At 59.9% G+C, this 16,600-nt stretch carries 18 protein-coding genes; 12 read left to right on the forward strand and 6 right to left on the reverse strand.

Annotated elements, in window-relative coordinates; genetic code table 11:
* Window positions 1–191: 191 nt before the first annotated feature.
* The 10 genes from D5687_RS10430 to D5687_RS10465 all read left to right on the forward strand — a co-directional run bounded on the left by D5687_RS10430 (window position 192) and on the right by D5687_RS10465 (window position 5,587).
* Complete coding sequence (locus tag D5687_RS10430; RefSeq protein ID WP_125199719.1) at window positions 192–539, forward strand: hypothetical protein; 348 nt, start codon at window positions 192–194, stop codon at window positions 537–539.
* 61 nt (window positions 540–600) lie between these two features.
* Window positions 601–750 (forward strand): hypothetical protein, encoded by a 150-nt coding sequence (locus D5687_RS11305; protein WP_158611862.1) that lies wholly within the window; start codon window positions 601–603, stop codon window positions 748–750.
* Between the two features lie 383 nt (window positions 751–1,133).
* Window positions 1,134–1,289 (forward strand): hypothetical protein, encoded by a 156-nt coding sequence (locus tag D5687_RS11310; protein WP_158611863.1) that lies wholly within the window; start codon window positions 1,134–1,136, stop codon window positions 1,287–1,289.
* Between the two features lie 71 nt (window positions 1,290–1,360).
* On the forward strand, window positions 1,361–1,624 hold the full coding sequence (locus tag D5687_RS11555; RefSeq protein ID WP_125199720.1) for an SOS response-associated peptidase family protein: 264 nt from the start codon (window positions 1,361–1,363) through the stop codon (window positions 1,622–1,624).
* Window positions 1,617–2,027 (forward strand): SOS response-associated peptidase, encoded by a 411-nt coding sequence (locus D5687_RS11490; protein ID WP_158611865.1) that lies wholly within the window; start codon window positions 1,617–1,619, stop codon window positions 2,025–2,027. Before D5687_RS11555 ends, D5687_RS11490 begins: the two co-directional genes overlap by 8 nt.
* 192 nt (window positions 2,028–2,219) lie before the next feature.
* On the forward strand, window positions 2,220–2,495 hold the full coding sequence (locus tag D5687_RS10445; protein WP_125199722.1) for a hypothetical protein: 276 nt from the start codon (window positions 2,220–2,222) through the stop codon (window positions 2,493–2,495).
* Between the two features lie 36 nt (window positions 2,496–2,531).
* Complete coding sequence (locus tag D5687_RS10450) at window positions 2,532–2,804, forward strand: hypothetical protein (RefSeq protein WP_125199723.1); 273 nt, start codon at window positions 2,532–2,534, stop codon at window positions 2,802–2,804.
* A complete protein-coding gene (locus tag D5687_RS10455) occupies window positions 2,801–4,012 on the forward strand; it encodes a helix-hairpin-helix domain-containing protein (RefSeq protein WP_125199724.1) in 1,212 nt (403 codons plus the stop codon). The genes D5687_RS10450 and D5687_RS10455 overlap by 4 nt, the downstream gene beginning before the upstream one ends.
* A gap of 65 nt (window positions 4,013–4,077) precedes the next feature.
* On the forward strand, window positions 4,078–4,335 hold the full coding sequence (locus tag D5687_RS10460) for a type II toxin-antitoxin system RelB/DinJ family antitoxin (RefSeq protein WP_125199725.1): 258 nt from the start codon (window positions 4,078–4,080) through the stop codon (window positions 4,333–4,335).
* Window positions 4,336–4,621: 286 nt separating this feature from the next.
* On the forward strand, window positions 4,622–5,587 hold the full coding sequence (locus D5687_RS10465; RefSeq protein ID WP_125199726.1) for an arsenic resistance protein: 966 nt from the start codon (window positions 4,622–4,624) through the stop codon (window positions 5,585–5,587).
* A 169-nt stretch (window positions 5,588–5,756) separates the two neighbouring features.
* On the opposite strand, the gene D5687_RS10470 is transcribed toward D5687_RS10465, so the two are convergent.
* The 6 genes from D5687_RS10470 to D5687_RS10495 form a co-directional block, all read right to left on the reverse strand.
* Window positions 5,757–6,671 (reverse strand): cation diffusion facilitator family transporter, encoded by a 915-nt coding sequence (locus D5687_RS10470; RefSeq protein ID WP_125199727.1) that lies wholly within the window; start codon window positions 6,669–6,671, stop codon window positions 5,757–5,759.
* Window positions 6,672–6,972: 301 nt separating this feature from the next.
* The gene (locus tag D5687_RS10475) at window positions 6,973–7,296 is read right to left on the reverse strand and encodes a P-II family nitrogen regulator (protein ID WP_125199728.1); all 324 of its coding nucleotides are present in this window, start codon (window positions 7,294–7,296) and stop codon (window positions 6,973–6,975) included.
* Window positions 7,297–7,312: 16 nt separating this feature from the next.
* Window positions 7,313–10,420: an efflux RND transporter permease subunit gene (locus D5687_RS10480; RefSeq protein WP_125199729.1), complete on the reverse strand. Its 3,108-nt coding sequence runs from the start codon at window positions 10,418–10,420 to the stop codon at window positions 7,313–7,315.
* 10 nt (window positions 10,421–10,430) lie between these two features.
* A complete protein-coding gene (locus D5687_RS10485; protein ID WP_125199730.1) occupies window positions 10,431–11,792 on the reverse strand; it encodes an efflux RND transporter periplasmic adaptor subunit in 1,362 nt (453 codons plus the stop codon).
* Window positions 11,793–11,803: 11 nt separating this feature from the next.
* The gene (locus D5687_RS10490; protein WP_125199731.1) at window positions 11,804–13,159 is read right to left on the reverse strand and encodes a TolC family protein; all 1,356 of its coding nucleotides are present in this window, start codon (window positions 13,157–13,159) and stop codon (window positions 11,804–11,806) included.
* An 86-nt stretch (window positions 13,160–13,245) separates the two neighbouring features.
* Complete coding sequence (locus D5687_RS10495; RefSeq protein WP_125199732.1) at window positions 13,246–13,566, reverse strand: hypothetical protein; 321 nt, start codon at window positions 13,564–13,566, stop codon at window positions 13,246–13,248.
* Window positions 13,567–13,939: 373 nt separating this feature from the next.
* On the opposite strand from D5687_RS10495, the gene D5687_RS10500 reads away from it, so the two are divergent.
* Window positions 13,940–14,566: a hypothetical protein gene (locus D5687_RS10500; RefSeq protein ID WP_125199733.1), complete on the forward strand. Its 627-nt coding sequence runs from the start codon at window positions 13,940–13,942 to the stop codon at window positions 14,564–14,566.
* Between the two features lie 10 nt (window positions 14,567–14,576).
* The gene (locus tag D5687_RS10505) at window positions 14,577–15,695 is read left to right on the forward strand and encodes a sensor histidine kinase KdpD (RefSeq protein ID WP_125199734.1); all 1,119 of its coding nucleotides are present in this window, start codon (window positions 14,577–14,579) and stop codon (window positions 15,693–15,695) included.
* The last annotated feature ends 905 nt before the right edge of the window (window positions 15,696–16,600 follow it).

Consider the following 16,600-nt stretch of genomic DNA (forward strand, 5'->3'; position numbering starts at 1 on the left):
GGCCACGGTGGCCTCCTCACCCCGCCAGATTTACACCACTTCCCGGGACGCTACCATGGTGCGACAGGGAGTGTCGCCCTGTGGATCAACCATTGTCTCCGATCGAAATTAATAGCGGATTCGGCTGGATCCCATAATTTGGTGGCAACGGTCATGCGAGGGCACAAGGTCAAACAGTGGAGGATGGACACATGAACGATGCGTGGATCGCATTCATCGCCGGCACCGGTTGGCTTGCGGCCTTCACGATCGGGCTGTTTGCCTTGGCCGACTGGGTACAAGGACGCGACCGAAAATGGGCAGGACGCGCCGGCACGAGCGGCATGCTGGTAATCCCGGTCAACGATGGCGAAAGAGCCGCCCTCGCCCACCTAGCTGACAGCCGCCACATCAGCATCGATGACGTGGCAAGGGACGCCCTGCAAGCTGGCATCGAGGTGCTGCACGATCAGTGGCCTCCGAGCAGCGAGGCTCTCGCTTCGAAACCCGGGACGCTGGGCAATGAGCCAACCGGGCCGGCCAACCGGCGTCGAGACTAGACGCGCTATCATCGAGTAAAGACCAAAAAGCTGACTCAGCGTCAGCAGCAACGAGGCGACCATGTCGGATTGGATGGAAACATTGCTGGTAGGCATGGCGATGACCGCGGTGTTCTTCGGCCTGGCCTTGCTGATCGAACGGGCCATCATCAAGCGGATTCGGGCTGAACGTGAGCAAGAACGGCGCAACGACGTTCAGCCAAAGGGGTAGACATGTCAGGATGGATGATCTCATTGCTCGTTGGCGTTTTGCTGACCTTCCTGTTGGTCGGCGTTCTCGCGCTCATTGAGCGGGCCGTGGACAAGAAGATTGCCCATGAGCGTAATCGAGAGCGGGAACGTCGACGTTCTTTTGAGAGGCTCGACGATCAATGCTGAAGGGATTACTTATCGGCTTTGCATTTCTCGCAATCGCTATATTGATGGCGATTGCATTGGTTCGGTACGCAAACAGGATGGATCGTGACGGGAAGGCGCAGTCGGATGGATCGTCAAGGACGGCGCTCGAGCCCGGCGAATCGCGTGGCCGCAGAGGGAAATAATCGTTCTCTCGGCTCCCATCTTGTCCTGACTCCCAAACACTGGAGGGCACTGATGTCGGTACTGTCATGGACCATCGTGATCACGGGGCTGTTTGTCTGCGCCCTAGGCCTACTCTTCCTTCAGGTAATCGGTCCGCTGGCCGACCGACTGCACCGCCACCTGATCGACACCGGCGAGGTCGATGCGCCTCGAGGCCGAGGGCAGTGAGGTTAGCAAGATACCTTTTGCCGATTTTCTTGCCTGCTGTTAGGACGTTTGCGAGTCCGGGGGTCTAGGCCGTGTGTGGTCGCTATGCCCTGCATACCGCCCCAATGAGGGTGGCGCAGTCACTGGGATTGCCTGTCGACCTCGACTGGGACCCCGCGTACAACGTCGCACCCGGTCGGCCGGTGCCAGTGATCGCCACGGACCCCGACAGCGGCGATCCGATCGCCACTCAGGCTCAGTGGGGTTTTCACCCGCACTGGGCGGGTGACAAAGCGCCCACGCCGATCAATGCCCGGGCCGAGAGCCTCCGGAACAGCCGCTACTTTTTTGGGTAGCTTTCGTCACCATCGCTGCCTGGTGCCGGCCGATGGTTGGTTCGAGTGGACGGAAAGCCACGGCAAGAAGCTGCCCTGGTACTTCCATCGCCGGGACGACACCCCGCTTGCCTTCGCCGGGCTGCTGGCCAAGGGCAAGGATGACAACCTCACCATGGCAATCATCACCGAGCCGGCGCGCGGCATGGCAAAGACCATCCACGACCGCATGCCGTTGGTGCTCACCCGTGACAGCATTCCGGCGTGGCTTGCGCCGGGATTCGAGGATCCGGACGAACTCCGCGAACAGGTTCACCATGAACCGATCGAGGAATTCGAGACCTATCGGGTTAGCCCAGCGGTCAACCGAGCGGACAGCGAAGGGGCCGATCTGATCGACCCGGTACCCGCGCAACCCTCCTGATCGATCTCAACACGAGCTTTTCCCCGTCCTACCAAGAGCCAAAAGTGCCTCGGCACGAACGCACGACTGTCCCATCGACGACGACATGAGAAGTGTCCCACGCATTAATTAGCCGATGTCCGATCTCGCGCTAGGTTGGAGATATCACCGGCCACGGTTCGGTGATTCCACCCAAAGCACGAGGGACAACCAATGAATTCTGTCGACGACCACGACCAACAAGTCGAACGCGCACTGGAGAAGGCGACATTGCTCCGGCAGGCGTCGTACTTTGCCCTGGGATGTTCGCTCTACACCGCCTCGGTGCTTCTCCACCAGAACGCGGAGATCTCGCTTCCTGCATGGTTCGTCTGGGAGACGTCCGGGCCCGAAATCAAGGCGATCATGTACTTGAGCGTGTTCGCTGCGTTGCAGGCAGTGGCCCGAAACATCGAACTGGATGTCGGACACGACAACCGCTGGTTCTGATCGCATTCCACAAGCAACCAACGGAGTAGAAACACCATGGCGAATCAACACGAAACACGGCCGATGAACGGCAAAACGAGGCGGGAGATGATGCAGATCGCCTCTCATGTGAGCTATTTCTCTCTTGCCTGCGCCCTCTGGATGGCCGCTTCAATCATCGAGCGGGATAGCGGCAGCGAATGGTCGTCTCTGCTGATCGGCTGGGCCCCGGCCCTGGAACTCAAGGCCATCTTCTACATACTGCTCTTCGTGGCGATCCGAACGGTACTGAATTATCTCGAGGAGACGGACAGCCCGAGCAAACAATGAGCTTCTTCAACCTCGGCAAGAGGGACGCCGACGGCCGTCAGGCCCGCATCGAACATCGCGGACGCTACCTGCGGGCCAGCCGAACGGGTGGTGTCGCCCTGCGTGCCCAAACGAAGGCGGCCGGAGTCAATTTCACCGGCAACACGGCACAAGGCATTCGCGTCTCGGCCACGCCGGTCAAGGACACCCAGGTCGCCTTACAGAACGGACGGTTCATCCTCCGCGGGCGCTATGGTCGCGGCCCAACCAAGCTCAACCTCTCGAAGACCGGACTGACCGCCTCCACCCGTAACAAACTGGGGACCTTCAACTGGATCAAGCCCAACCGCTCCTCGGCCAAGATCGCCGGCGTGCAGGTGCGCGGTCGAAATGCCGTGATACTCCAGTCGATCTACTTTGGCTTTGCGGCCATCGGCATGTTGCTGCGGGCGGCGGTCACCGGGCTGCGCATCCTGATGCAGTTGTTGGCGTGGCTGGCCGGTGTCATTCAATGGGCAATCCGCCAGACGCCGCCGGCACTCAAAAGCGTCAAACGAACCATTCGTAACAAGTGGCTACGTCGACGGCAGAAACGGCTCGACCCCAGTCTTTTTCGAGCACTGGGTGAGGCGAGCAACGATGAGCTGAAGTCGATGGTTTGGCTGATCTTCACCCAGTGGGGCCTGGGTAAATCAGTCAACCAGGACGCCTCCAAAAACGACGGCGACGACCCACAGGAGTCGCAACGATCCAGCACCCTGCTCCGTGCCGTCGAACGAGACAGCACTGACGGCGACTGGCACCTCGCCTTCCTTGCCGGAATCGCCCACGAGATATCAACGCGACTCGATAGCCAGAATCGAGCCGAGATCCTTCTCGACATCGACGAGACCCTGTTGGCGTCGGAAAGCCGAACGGTTCTCCAGGAACGCATGCTGGAGGTATACGCCGATTTCGCCGGGCTGCGGCTCCAGGTCGATGCACCCAGCGACACCATCGCCGAAGGACCGGTCAGGCCAGAGAGGTCAACCACAGCAGTCGGCGCAACTCCGATCGACCTGAACACCGCGTCGGTCGAAGAACTCCAGGATCTACCGCACATCGGTCCGGAACGAGCCGAGGACCTCGTCCGGTTGCGGCCCATTCAGGGCCTTGAAGACCTTCGACAGATCGACGGCGTTGGGCCAGCGAGACTACGTGAGATCGACGAGTACGGAGTCGCTACCTAACCTTGTGATCTCATCACGACCAGCCCGGCCTTCAACAGCCGCATCAAGGAAAACGGGAGCCCTCGATGAATACCGACGCGTACGTACGAGCTCGAATCGATGGAGAGACAAAGAAGCGAGCGGTAGCTGCCCTGAACGACATGGGCCTGTCTGTTTCCGACGCCATTCGGATGTTGATGCAATACGTCGCCGACGAGAAGCAGTTGCCGTTTGCGGTTAAAACTCCGAATAACCGCACGATCAGGGCGATGAATGAGCTTGAGGAAGGTCGGGGAGCACGCTTCGATGATGTGGAGACGATGTTTCAAGACCTGGAAAGTTGATGTCAATCTCAAGCCCCGGCAGCCCTGTAATTACAACCTGCAATCGCTCCCGGTTTCCCAGGGGTTCTACCCCGTTTTCACGGACGGTTGGGTTAAGTGCGATGCGTTGCCGTATGCCTGAGTCCGCCGCCGGACTGTCGGGTTGTGGAATCGCTTGATGCAATCGAACCCATTCTGCCGAGCACTGGGCGCCCCCACACCACCCCCGGCCAACGTCCGAAACGAAAGCACCGGCCTCGATGTCGTGCGCAGGCGTATCATGCCGCTATTTGGACGATCGATTGCAATGCGCGACTGGATGGAACGCCATCAGGTCTGGGTCTACCTCATCGCCATCTCGGCGGGCCTGGGGCTGGGTCTTGGCCAACCCGAGGCCGCCGCCCGGCTGGACCCACTGCTCTGGCCGCTTCTCGGCGCCCTGCTGTACGCCACCTTCACGCAAGTGCCTCTGCTCCACGTCGGTCACGGGCTGACCGACGTGCGCTTTCTGGGAGCCCTGTTGGTCGGCAATTTCGTGGTGATCCCGTTGCTGGTCGGCGGGTTGGTGTCCAACCTGCCGCTGGCCCCGGCCGTCCAGCTCGGCGTGATGCTGGTACTCCTCGTCCCCTGCACCGACTGGTTTATCAGCTTCACCCACCTCGGTCGGGGCGATACCGGCCGGGCGATTGCCTCCACGCCCGTCTTGCTGCTCATGCAGTTGCTGGCGTTGCCGGTCTACCTGTGGCTGTTTCTCGGTAGCAACCTGGTCGAGGCCGCACTCAGCACCCACCTGCTGACCGCTTTCGCCGGGCTGATCCTCGCCCCCCTGGTGCTCGCCTGGATCACCGAGAGATTGGCCGAGCGTCGGCCGAGGGCCACGGCGCTGGTCGAGGGGCTGGGCCTGCTCCCCGTTCCGCTGCTGGCAATGGTCGTCTTCGTGATTGCCGCCTCACAGGTCGCGACGATCTCTGGTCTCACCGGGGTACTGATCCAGGTGGCCCTGATTTTCGTCGCCTACCTGGTTGCCGCCGTCTTTCTGGGCAAGTGGCTCGGCCGGCTCTTCGGTCTTCGCGACCGGCCCACCCGGACATTGGCCTTCAGCTTCGGCACCCGAAACTCGTTCGTCATGCTACCGATCGCCCTGGCCTTGCCCGAGGCCTGGCAGGCAGCGGTCGTGGTGATCGTTTTCCAGTCGCTTATCGAGCTGTTCGGCATGGCCGCCTACCTGCACTGGATTCCCAACCGCCTGATCCCCGACGCAATCGACCAATAGAAGCCAAGACGACTTGCGACCGAACCTTGCCCGGCCGCCCGATCGACCGTTTCGAACACGATTTCCTGCGGAATTCGGGGTAACGACAGCGCATTACCCCGGGCCCATCCGCCCCCGGAATGGATGAGCCCCCGGGACGATTCCGGCGACTCGAGCGCTCATGGGCCGGTCACTCATGCCCATAAAGGTTGGCACCCTGGTGGGCGTGATCGATGTGCTCGAATTCCAGGCTGGAATGGCCGATGTCGAAGCGTGTCTTCAACCGATCCTTGATATCCGCCTTGATTGCCTCGAGTCGCGACCAATCCGCGTCCTTGACAACCACATGGCAGTCGAGTGCGGCGGCGTTCTCCTGCATCTGCCACAGGTGAACGTGGTGAACATCATGGACACCGTCGACGCCACGCAGGGTTTCAATCACTGACTGGCCGTCGATATCGGGCGGCGAACCCAGCATCAGCGTCCGGATCGGTCCCCCGATCTCGCTAAAGGCGAGATAAAGGATATAGAGCGCGATACCGATCGTGATCGCGGGGTCCACCCAGCGCATGTCGTACAGCAGGATCAGTGCCCCGCCGACGATGACGGCAATGGATGCAAGTGCATCGGAGAGGTTGTGCAGGAAAAGCGCGCGAATGTTGACGCTGTGTTTCTGCATCGACCAGGTGAGCAAGGCCGTTAGCGCATCGACGAGAAGAGCAACCATGCCGATGATCACGATGATCCAGCCCTGAATCTCGGGCGGGTCGATCAGTCGCATCACGCCTTCGTAAATCAGGTAAGCGCCAACCAGGATCAGGGTGGTGTAGTTGATCAGGGCGGCGACGATCTCGATTCGGGCGTAGCCAAACGTCATCTTCGCATCTGGCGGGCGTCGCGCGATCTTGCGGGCAGCGTAGGCAATAACAAGGGCTGCCATGTCGGAGAAATTGTGGAGCGCATCCGCGATCAGCGCGAGGCTTCCCGCGAGAATGCCCCCGACGATCTGGGCAACGGTGAGTATGCCGTTCGCCCAGATGGCGATGCTCACTCGACGATCGCCAGAACTCGGGTCAAGGTGGGGATGATCGTGATGATGTCCCATGCGTGATCCTTCTCGTGTCATCTGATGACCCAACAGTATGAACTCTGTTGAATCACGAATAGTGGGCCGGCGTGTCGCCGACTATGATCCCGGCAAAAGTTCCTCGGCCCGACGATAACCTCGTCACCACGCTGGATGGCCGCCAGTGACTGAGCCTGAGGGCTCGCTGAACGTCGGGGAGATCTAGGAACGAAAAGACCCCGCCAGGTTCGATCCAGGAACGTCGTCCTGAGCGTTCCGGGTCAACCAAGTGGCGGGGTCATATCGATACGCGCTTCACGCGAAGACCGGAAGAAGCCTTTTAGAAGGCCGCCTCGCCTTCGGCGCCGTCCGCGATGCGAACGGCGCGCGCGAGCTCGGTGACGTAAATCCGGCCATCACCGACGTGCCCCGCCCCGGTGCGGGCGTGTTCGCGCACGCAATCCACCACCGAGTCGGCGATCGCGTCGGGCACCTCGATCTCCAGTCTTGTCATCTCCACGCGTGCCGTCTGACCATCATCGACGACGTGGCCAAATCCGTAGGTGGGCGTGACAGCCACGCCGGGAATCCCCGGCATGGCCTCCAAGGCATCCACGACCGCATCGGTCATGGGTTGGCGAATGTAGGCCTTGATTTCCTTCATGGTCGGTCTCCTATGGTTAGACGTCGACGTCACGCCGCGGCACGGCAAACCAGCGATACACGCTTGGCAGGACAAGCAACGTCAGCTGTGTCGAGGTCACCAGGCCGCCAATCACCACCGCGGCAAGCGGGCGCTGGACGTTCGAGCCGATGCCATTAGCCAGAAGCAATGGAATCAGACCCAGAATGGCCACCGAGGCGGTCATCAGGACCGGACGCAGCCTGTGCTCGGCCCCAGTGCGCACCGCGTCGGCAATCTCCATGCCCCGTTCACGCAGTTGGTTGATGTAGGACACCATCACTACGCCGTTGAGCACCGCCACGCCGAACACGGCGATAAAGCCCACGGCACCGGGCACCGACAGGTACAACCCGGATATCCACAGGGCGAATATCCCGCCAGTGACGGCAAACGGCACGTTGAGGAAGATCAACGTGGCGTAACGCAAGCTACCGAACGCCGAGAACAGCATCAGGAAGATCAGCGCCAGGGTGATCGGCACCACCACGTAAAGCGTCTTCATCGCTCGCTGCTGGTTCTCGAACTGGCCGCCGTACTCGACGTAGTAGCCGGCCGGCAAGTCCACCTCGTCGGCGACGCGCTGCTGGATGTCCTGAACCACGCCGCCCATATCACGGCCGCGCACGTTGAGCTGCACATAGACGCGACGACTGGCATTCGAGCGTGACACTTTCTTCGGCCCGACGATGGTTTCGACATCCGCCACCCGCGAGAGCGGGATCAGCGCGCCGTCGTCGGTGCGCAACTGCATATTGGCAATTTGATCCACCTGGTCACGACTCTGCTCCTTCAAGCGCATGAAGATGTCGAAACGGCGGACGCCTTCGAACACCTGCCCGGCGGTGGCACCGCCCACGCCGGTTTCCAGCGTCTTTAGCACGGTGTCCAGCGGGATGCCGTAGCGGGCCAGTTGCTCACGGTCCGGCCGGACCACGACCTGCGGCTTGCCGCCCTGCTGCTGCATGCGGACGTCAACCGCCCCGTCGACATTCTTGGCGATCGCCTCGATCTCCTTGCCGTAACGGGCGAGCTGGTCGAGATCCTCGCCGTACAGGCTGATCACGACTTCGGCCAACACGCCGGACAGCAGCTCGTCGGTACGCAACTGCAAGGGCTGCGAGAAGTTGTTCGCCAGGCCCGGCAACATCTCGTCGACCCGCTCTGACATGGCGGCCTGCAGCCCCTCGTAGTCACGCCCGCTGCTCCATTCATCCAGTGGCTTGAGGTTGATGATCGTGGCCACCACGTTGACCGGCTCAGGGTCCCCGCCGACCTCGGCTCGCCCGACGCGGGCGTAACTGCCGGTCACCTCCGGGAACTCGGAAAACACCTTTCCGATCCGCTCGGCGTAATCGATCGACGTCGGGAGATTCGCCCCCGGCGGCAGGGTCGAGCGGACCATGAGCGTGCCTTCACGCAGCGTCGGCGAGAACTCCGTGCCGAGTTTCGGAAACAGCGCCAGGCTCGAACCGAACAGGGCCACCGCGATCAGGAAGACGATCTTGGGTTTCCCAATGGCACGCTTGAGCAGCGGCACGTACCCGGCCCGCAGCCAACGGACCAGCCGCGGCTCCGCGGGTGCCGAGTCACTCGAGAACACCAGTGTGGAAAGCACGGGCACCAGGGTCAGCGCCATGACCAGCGCGCCGACCAGGGCAAACGAGATCGTGTAGGCCATTGGCGCGAACATTTTGCCCTCGACCCCCTGCAACGTGAACAGCGGCAGGAAGACGATGATGATGATGCTGATGGCGAACACGATCGGGCGGGCCACCTCGCGGGCGGCCTCGCCGACCAGCCTCGTCAGTGGCACGCGCTCTTCGCGCCTCTCCTCCATGTGGCGAAAGATGTTCTCCATCATCACCACGGCGCCGTCGACCATCATGCCGATGCCGATGGCAAGGCCACCCAGACTCATCAAGTTGGCCGACATGCCGGTCACCTTCATGGCGATGAAGGCAACCAGCACGGCCAGCGGCAGGGTCGCGATCACGATGAGCGTCGAACGCAAGTTGCCGAGGAAGAAGTACAACAGCACCAACACGAGAACCATGCCCTCGAGCAGTGCCTTCTCCACCGTCCCGACGGCCTTTTCGATCAGTTGCCCCTGTGAATAAAAGGGTTCCAGGGTCATGCCGTCGGGCAAGGCGGTCTGGATGGACTTGACCCGTTCCTCGATCGCCGCGAGCACCTCCTGGGTGTTGCTGCCGATCAGCTTGAGCACATACCCGCCGACGCTCTCTTCGCCGTTGGCCACCAGCGTGCCGCGGCGAATCGATGGACCATATCCGACCTCGGCGATGTCATCGAGGTAGACCGGCTCACCGTTGGCGCCACGCTTGACCTGGATCCGGCGGATGTCCTGCAGGCCCTGCTTGCCCGGATCGATCCAACCGTAACCGCGGACCACGTACTCCTCGCCGCCGCGATTGATGAACGACGCGCCGACGTTGCGGTTGTTGGCCACAATGGCGCTACGGACGTCCGCAACGGTGATGTCGCGCGCGACCATCGCATTCTGGTCCAGCCGCACCTGGTACTGCTTCTGCTGCCCACCGATCGACAGCACGCCGGTCACGCCGGGCACCGTGCGCAACATCGGCTTGGCGATCCAGTCCTGCGCGGTCCGCCGCTCCATCAAGGAATGGTCAGCCCCCTCCTTGTTGCGGATTTCGTACAGGAAAACCTGGCCAAGCCCCGACGTGATAGGACCGAGCTGCGGATCGCCCAGCCCATCGGGAATCTCTTCGCGAGCCGCCGCGAGACGTTCCATCACCAAGCGACGAGCGAAGTAGATGTCGGTACCGTCCTCGAAGTACACGCTCACCCGGGACAATCCGAAGATCGAGGTGCTCTGCACCCGATCCAGTCCGGGCAGCCCGTACATCGATATCTCGATCGGGTAACTGACCTGGGTTTCCACGTCCACCGGCGACAGGCCGGGGCTGCTGGTATAGATCTGCACCATCGAGGGCGTGACATCCGGGAAGGAATCGATCGGCACCTTCAGGACGGAATAGACGCCACCGCCCGCCAAGGCGAGCACCAGCACCAGTGTCAGCAACCGGTTGGCGAGCGCCATTGAAATCAGTCGATTGATCATGCCGCCTCCCTTAGTGGCTGTGGGCAGCGCTGCGGCCACCGGCTGTGAGAATGGACATCAGGTCGAACGCGCCTTCGACCACCACCGGCTGTCCCGCCTCGATACCGGAGCTCACCTCGACCATGCCGTTCGATTCATGCCCGACGTTGACCGGCTTGGCGCGGAACGCCCCCGGCTCGTCGCCCGGAACGAAGACGTGCGGCTTGTCCTCGAGTCGCTGTACCGCACCAACGGGGACCAGAAGGGCGCCGGCGTGACCGTCGGTCTGGACCGAGGCCGTCCCGAACATGCCCGCCCGAAGAAGGTCGTCCGGGTTGTCGATCACGGCGCGGACGGTCAACGTTCGGGATCCGGCGGCCAGTTCGCGGGAGATCCAGTCGACCCGACCCTGAAACCCTTGCTCCGGGAGCGCCGGCAGGCTCAGTCGTACGGTCTGACCAACGGCTAGGTCCGCAATCTGCTTCTCGAAGGCGTCCATCTCGAGCCAGACGGTGTCGGTATCGACCACATGGATCGGCGTGCTTTCGGGGCCGACCGTCTGCCCGGGGCTGACGTCGCGACGCTGGAGTACGCCGTCGATCGGGCTGGTCAGCGAATAGCGGGACAGAGGCTGTTCGCTGTTGGCATCGATTGCCTTGATCGCCTCGCGCGACAGGCCGTAGAGACGCAGCGTCTCGACCGCGGCGTCCCGGTCGGCCCGGGCCTCGCGGTAGCGCCCGCGCGCGTCGACCAGCGTGGCATCGCTTGCGATCTGCTCGGCGTTAAGTGCCTTCTGCCGCTCGTAATGCGAGAGCGCGGTCTCGAAGCGGGCCCGGGCCTTGAGGTAGGCCGCCTTGGCTTGCCCGAGGGCGACACTGTCCATCTCTGCAATCACCTCGCCGGCGCTGACCGAATCGCCCAGCCCCTTGCTCATCCGAACCAGCTTGGCTCGCACTCGGGGGCCGATCATCGCGACCCGGTCGGCGTTGAAGGTCACGGTCGCCGGCAGGCTGAGCAGGGATTCGGCGCTGCCCGGTTCGGCAGGCGCGGTACGGATCGTCAGCGGCGCAAGTTGCTCGTCAGTGAGATGGACGGCATCGACACCCGCCTCTTCGTGGCCTTGATGACTGTCTTTTTTGCCTTGGCCCTCATGGTCTTCGTGGCCAGTCTCCTCCTCTTCATGGCCCTCATGGTCCTCGTGGCCGGCCTCCTCCTCTTCATGGCCCTGATGGTCTTCATGGCCGGCCTCCTTCTCTTCGTGACCGGCCTTGGGCTCCTCGTGGTCGGCATGCTTCCCGCCGGTCTCGGCTGCCGCGGGACCGGCGAGGCCGACCATCAGCGCGAGGGCAATCGAATAGGACAGGCGACGGTAGGTGTGATTTGTTCGGTTCATGACGTGGTCTCTCAGGATTCGGTGGAGGAAGTCGGCGCGAGGCGGAGCAGTCCGCCGGTGCTGCGTTCCAGTGCGGCGCCGGCCGCGATCAAGTCATCGAGCGCGGCGAGATACTGGCCGCGCACTTCCATCAGGTTGTTCTGCGCGGTGGTAATGGCCGGCGCACCCAGTTGACCGGCCTTGACCGCGCGACGGGTCAACGCGAGGTTCTCTTCCGCGTTCGCGAGCATCTGGCTGCCGAACACGTCCACCCGCTCGCGGGCCGAGCGGTAATCGGCCACCGCCATGAGCACCTCGCGGCGGACCTGCTGGCGCAGGGCATCCTCTTCGATCTGCGCCCGGTCGAGGCGCGCCTGAGCCGAGCGCTGCTCGCCCTCGAACTGGTGGAACACCGGGATTGGAGCGGAGAGGGAAACGCCGGCGACATCGTTGGACTCCTCCTTGTCGTAGAAGGCGCCAACGGTCAGGTTCGGCATCAACTGGCGTTTCGACAGGCGCAGCTCGTCGCGAGCCGCGGCAACCGAGCGGGCTGCCGCTACGAGGTCAGACCGCCGTTGCATCGCCTGGCGCAACAAGGCGTCCGTGTCATCGATCTCCAGAGGCGCCGGTTCAAGCTGGCCACGGATTTCCACGGACGCCGCCGGGTCCAGCGCCAATTGCTCGGTGAGGGCAAGTCGAGCCGCGCTCAACTTTTGACGAGCCTTGGCCAGTTCGGCTTCGGCTCGGCCCACACCGATGGCGGCAGCGTTGACCTCAAGCCGCGTCCCCTCGCCGGCCTGCAGGCGCCGTTGAGCAAAATCACGGACCTCACGGTTGAGCGTGATCAGGCGCTGTGCGGTGTCGAGGCGCTCCTGGGCGCTCAACACCTGGAGGAAGGCGGATCGCGTTTGGGCCGCAACGGTCGTTCGCAGGTAATCCAGCCGCTGCTCGGCCTCGCCCTGGCGGTTGCGGGCGGCCTGTTCTGCCAGCTCACCCTTTCCCGCGGTGAACAGCGACTGGGTGATGGCAATACCAAAGTCGGTGGACTGGCCATCCGGGCCATCCCGACGGGCGGTACGCGCCGAGAGCACCGGGTTCGATGGGACGAGCCGACCGGCGTGGACCGCCTCGCCCTGGCGCATGCGCACCGCCGAGGCCGCCTGTTGCACGGCAAAATTGTTGGACAGTGCCGCCTCGACCGCCCCCTGAAGGGTCAACGGGGCGTCGGGGGTCTCGCTCAACGCCGGTGGCGCAATCAGGGCGCTGGCGATCAGCAGGCAACCGCCGGCGATCGGCGTGGAAAAGAATCGTGATGCCAGCGCGGGACCATACGGGGCACGCGCGGCAGCCATCCGCCGGCAGCGGACAGGAATCGTCTTGGAAGACATGAGCAACCTCGGATCAAAAGATGAAACACAGAACCCCACTCGACCGCAGTATCAGCGGCCAATGGAATGCTTCGATCAGAAGGTGCTCAGACTCTGGGAGGGCGCAGACGCGGCTCGACGTCTCGGGACTGCCAGTCCGTCAGTTCAGCCAAGGGGGCGGTGGACGAAGGACCACGCGGGATCGACACCGACGTGTCGGGAAGCCCGGTGAAATGGACACTGGCGTGAGAGCAATGGTGGGAGATCGTGTCAGGGGTGTGCTGCTCGCTCTCGTCACCGTTGCCGGCGACCGAGACCACATCGACCGATGCGCAGGCACCGGATACCCCGACGCCCTGCTCCGCGGCCCAGGTGAGGTTCGCTGAGAAGACCAGCAGTACCAGCGATTTGACGATGAATTCGCGCACGGCCAAACACTAATCGTTCTAGAAGGTTGACGTCAACCGCTGAGGAATAGCCTCAGCCATCCAACTTCAATCATGAACTCGAGCCGATCGTAGATCACACAAGACGGGGGGCAATGTTTCTGCTCTGCGTTTGATCATGATCATGATTACCTCCAGGCTAGTCACTTTTTTCATCTTATAGGTTCTGCAGATGCCCTTTTTTCACTTTATCCGACCGCCGAAAACTGTCACTGAGGCAACACAACAGCACAAACCGTTGATCTTGCGGCTCCCATGCTTTCACTTTATGTGTCAATTCACAGCCCGCCGAAAGGCGGGTTTTTTTATTCCTTAAACCTGCACCAAAACAACCACAAGCTGAAGGAAGCAGCCAGTGTTTTTTAAACAAAGAGACATCCCCAATCTTACCCTCGACGAAATAAAACACAGAGCACGTCTTTTAGTAATCGATGACGATGACTTCCCCTACAAAGAATTATTTGTTTCGGATGGATACAATATTGACAAGTGGGACGACATTGAGGATTTAACCAAACTAGAGTCGGGCTACTATGACCTAATTCTACTAGACATCCACGGAGTGGGAAGTCAACAGACTGATGATCAAGGATTCGGAATACTAAAACACCTGAGAAAGACCGCACCAGCACAAATTATAATAGCGTACTCAAACGCGGATTGGTCACTGAAATATCAAGATTTTTTCGACCTAGCCGACTCTCGGCTCGACAAACGATCTGACTATGTAGACTTTAAAAGAGAAACGGATACGCTACTAAAAAGTAGATTTTCTATAGGATTCTATGTTCAAAGAATATCCAACCTTATACCCAATCCAAAAGCTGACGAAACAAAAATAAGAAAGTGCCTGCAAAAATCGATAAAACGAAACAATACCGACAAAATACATCAATACCTAAATACTCTAGAGATAGACACCCAGAAACTCAATCTCGCTCTAAGCACAGCACAAGTTGCCATAGGACTGTCGTCGCTATAAAAGGAATAACATGAAGAATTTAGCCCCCTTCCCTTACATATATTACGAAAAAAAATACGACGGAATCCTTTTCGATTGGCCAGAGCAATGCAAAAAATGCCAGCATCATGCCTGCCACAACGCTCTTGAAGATGATACTTTATACTTATGCTCGTATGGATTTAACTATATAAAAATAAATAAGAACTTCACAATATCTGGATTCCTAGCGAAAGACGCCATCCAAACAAGCCCCGCACGACAAAAGAACATGGGAATACACCGTAGGCGTATCGTACAGAACCAAAACCTATCCGTAGCGATTGATAACTTAAAATCAATATCAATAGAAGAACAAACAGAAATTGAGAACAAAAAACTTGAGGTCGTACAAGAGTACATAAAATCCAATCAGTACAAAGATGACTTTATGGATTGCGTAAGAGAGGAGATAAATAAAGGGCTATCTTTTGTGCATGACTACAAACAAATAAACGCACAAATTGCGCAAAACATTAACGTAATCATTGAAAAGAATTACAAACACGAAACATTGGAAGAAAAGGTAAGCGCCGCCTCACATCAAGAAAAGGCGATTTATTGGGCAAGCAAGTTTTTGACTGAGAAGCTCAATGTCGCAAAGTTTCTCCTAAAACCCGACTGGATCACTAAAGAAAGCGAGAAAGATAGTTTCCGATTTCATGGGCTATTCTTAAAATATCTCAGAATATACCAGCACATGTATGACAAAAGGGGAATAAATGTTACCCTTTCCGGAGAAAGCTTCAAGCATCTATACGCCAACCCGGAGGCATTAGGCGTAATAGTACATACGTTCCTCGATAACGCACTCAAGTATTCCAAGGCTGGAAGCAATGTAAGGATACATGTTTCAGACGAAGCGGAAGGAATATTTTTCTCCGTTTTGTCCTACGGCCCAAAAATAAAAGAAACGGAATTGCAAAAAATTTTCCAGCCTTTTTTCCGAGGGGAAAACGCAATCAAAGCCCAAGAAGAAGGGGCGGGATATGGGCTTTATATAGCCCAGATGGTCGCAAAAAAAATCGGAACAGAAATAACAGTCGAACAAGAAGACTTTGATTCAAATCGAGGTCACGAAACCACGTTTAATGTTTTATTACCTGACTAAAAAAGAATAAAAAAGATCAGAAGAACTTAAAGCGCTTCTGGCTTCTGCGATTTCGCACGCGTCCGGCGCAAGTGCTGCTAGCCGACCCAACGTGCCAAGCGCGCGAGGCACTTTCTCTTGCTTGCCCAAGAGAAAGTACCCAAAGAGAACGGCACCCCTCGCCTTGGCCCTGCGGGCTTCCCTCCCGTCCGGGGTGCCGCGGACGGGTCGGTTCGACGCGACTTCCCTGTCGCGGCGAACCTCAGCGCCACGTCCCTGTGGCGCTGACCCTGCGGCACCCCGGCCGCTCGGCAAGGCGAAGGGGAATCGACGAGTCTGATAATGCGGTGCCACCAACAATTCGCTTGGTGCGGCTTATTGCTGGACACGCGCTGTTGGCGCGTTTCGCGAGCGGGGCTCGCTCCCACAGGGGATCTGGTGGTGTGGGAGCGAGCCTTGCTCGCGAAAGCCGCTGTGCGGCTGTTCCGCGTTCAGGCAGGCAAAAACGGCAATCCCTCACCTAGGAATCGCGGCTGGCAATCCCCGGGGCCCCTGTGCCTTGCCTCGTCGCCGACGGGTTGCAGGGTCGGAGCGACATGGACGTCGCTCCGAGGTTCTGCGCGACACGATGTCGCGTCGAACCGACCCGGCCGCAACCCGGCGGTGACGAGGGAAGCCCGAAGGGCCAAGGCGCCGGGGTGTCCTTGTCTTTGGGTACTTTCTATTGGACAAGCAATAGAAAGTGCCTCGGGCGTTGGCAGCGCGGGTCGGTCAAAACCACCTAGCGGAACAAACGCCCGAAACCGTTCCACCGAGCCCATCAAGAACCGCCCTCTCCTTCCCTCAGGAACCAGCACACGCGTAATCGGCGGGTAGCGTCCCGGGAAGTGGTGTAAATCTGGCGGGGTGAGGAGGCCACCGTGGCC

The organism is Guyparkeria sp. SCN-R1, from assembly GCF_003932495.1.
Classification (GTDB): domain Bacteria; phylum Pseudomonadota; class Gammaproteobacteria; order Halothiobacillales; family Halothiobacillaceae; genus Guyparkeria.

Coding starts and splice junctions, on each gene's coding strand:
- D5687_RS10455 (WP_125199724.1), top strand. CDS start 2,801: ATGAGCTTCTTCAACCTCGGCAAGAGGGACGCCGACGGCCGTCAGGCC.
- D5687_RS10430 (WP_125199719.1), top strand. CDS start 192: ATGAACGATGCGTGGATCGCATTCATCGCCGGCACCGGTTGGCTTGCG.
- D5687_RS10450 (WP_125199723.1), top strand. CDS start 2,532: ATGGCGAATCAACACGAAACACGGCCGATGAACGGCAAAACGAGGCGG.
- D5687_RS10460 (WP_125199725.1), top strand. CDS start 4,078: ATGAATACCGACGCGTACGTACGAGCTCGAATCGATGGAGAGACAAAG.
- D5687_RS10490 (WP_125199731.1), bottom strand. CDS start 13,159: ATGTCTTCCAAGACGATTCCTGTCCGCTGCCGGCGGATGGCTGCCGCG.
- D5687_RS10475 (WP_125199728.1), bottom strand. CDS start 7,296: ATGAAGGAAATCAAGGCCTACATTCGCCAACCCATGACCGATGCGGTC.
- D5687_RS10465 (WP_125199726.1), top strand. CDS start 4,622: ATGCGCGACTGGATGGAACGCCATCAGGTCTGGGTCTACCTCATCGCC.
- D5687_RS11310 (WP_158611863.1), top strand. CDS start 1,134: ATGTCGGTACTGTCATGGACCATCGTGATCACGGGGCTGTTTGTCTGC.
- D5687_RS10470 (WP_125199727.1), bottom strand. CDS start 6,671: ATGGGACATCATCACGATCATCCCCACCTTGACCCGAGTTCTGGCGAT.
- D5687_RS10445 (WP_125199722.1), top strand. CDS start 2,220: ATGAATTCTGTCGACGACCACGACCAACAAGTCGAACGCGCACTGGAG.
- D5687_RS10505 (WP_125199734.1), top strand. CDS start 14,577: ATGAAGAATTTAGCCCCCTTCCCTTACATATATTACGAAAAAAAATAC.
- D5687_RS10480 (WP_125199729.1), bottom strand. CDS start 10,420: ATGATCAATCGACTGATTTCAATGGCGCTCGCCAACCGGTTGCTGACA.
- D5687_RS10485 (WP_125199730.1), bottom strand. CDS start 11,792: ATGAACCGAACAAATCACACCTACCGTCGCCTGTCCTATTCGATTGCC.
- D5687_RS11305 (WP_158611862.1), top strand. CDS start 601: ATGTCGGATTGGATGGAAACATTGCTGGTAGGCATGGCGATGACCGCG.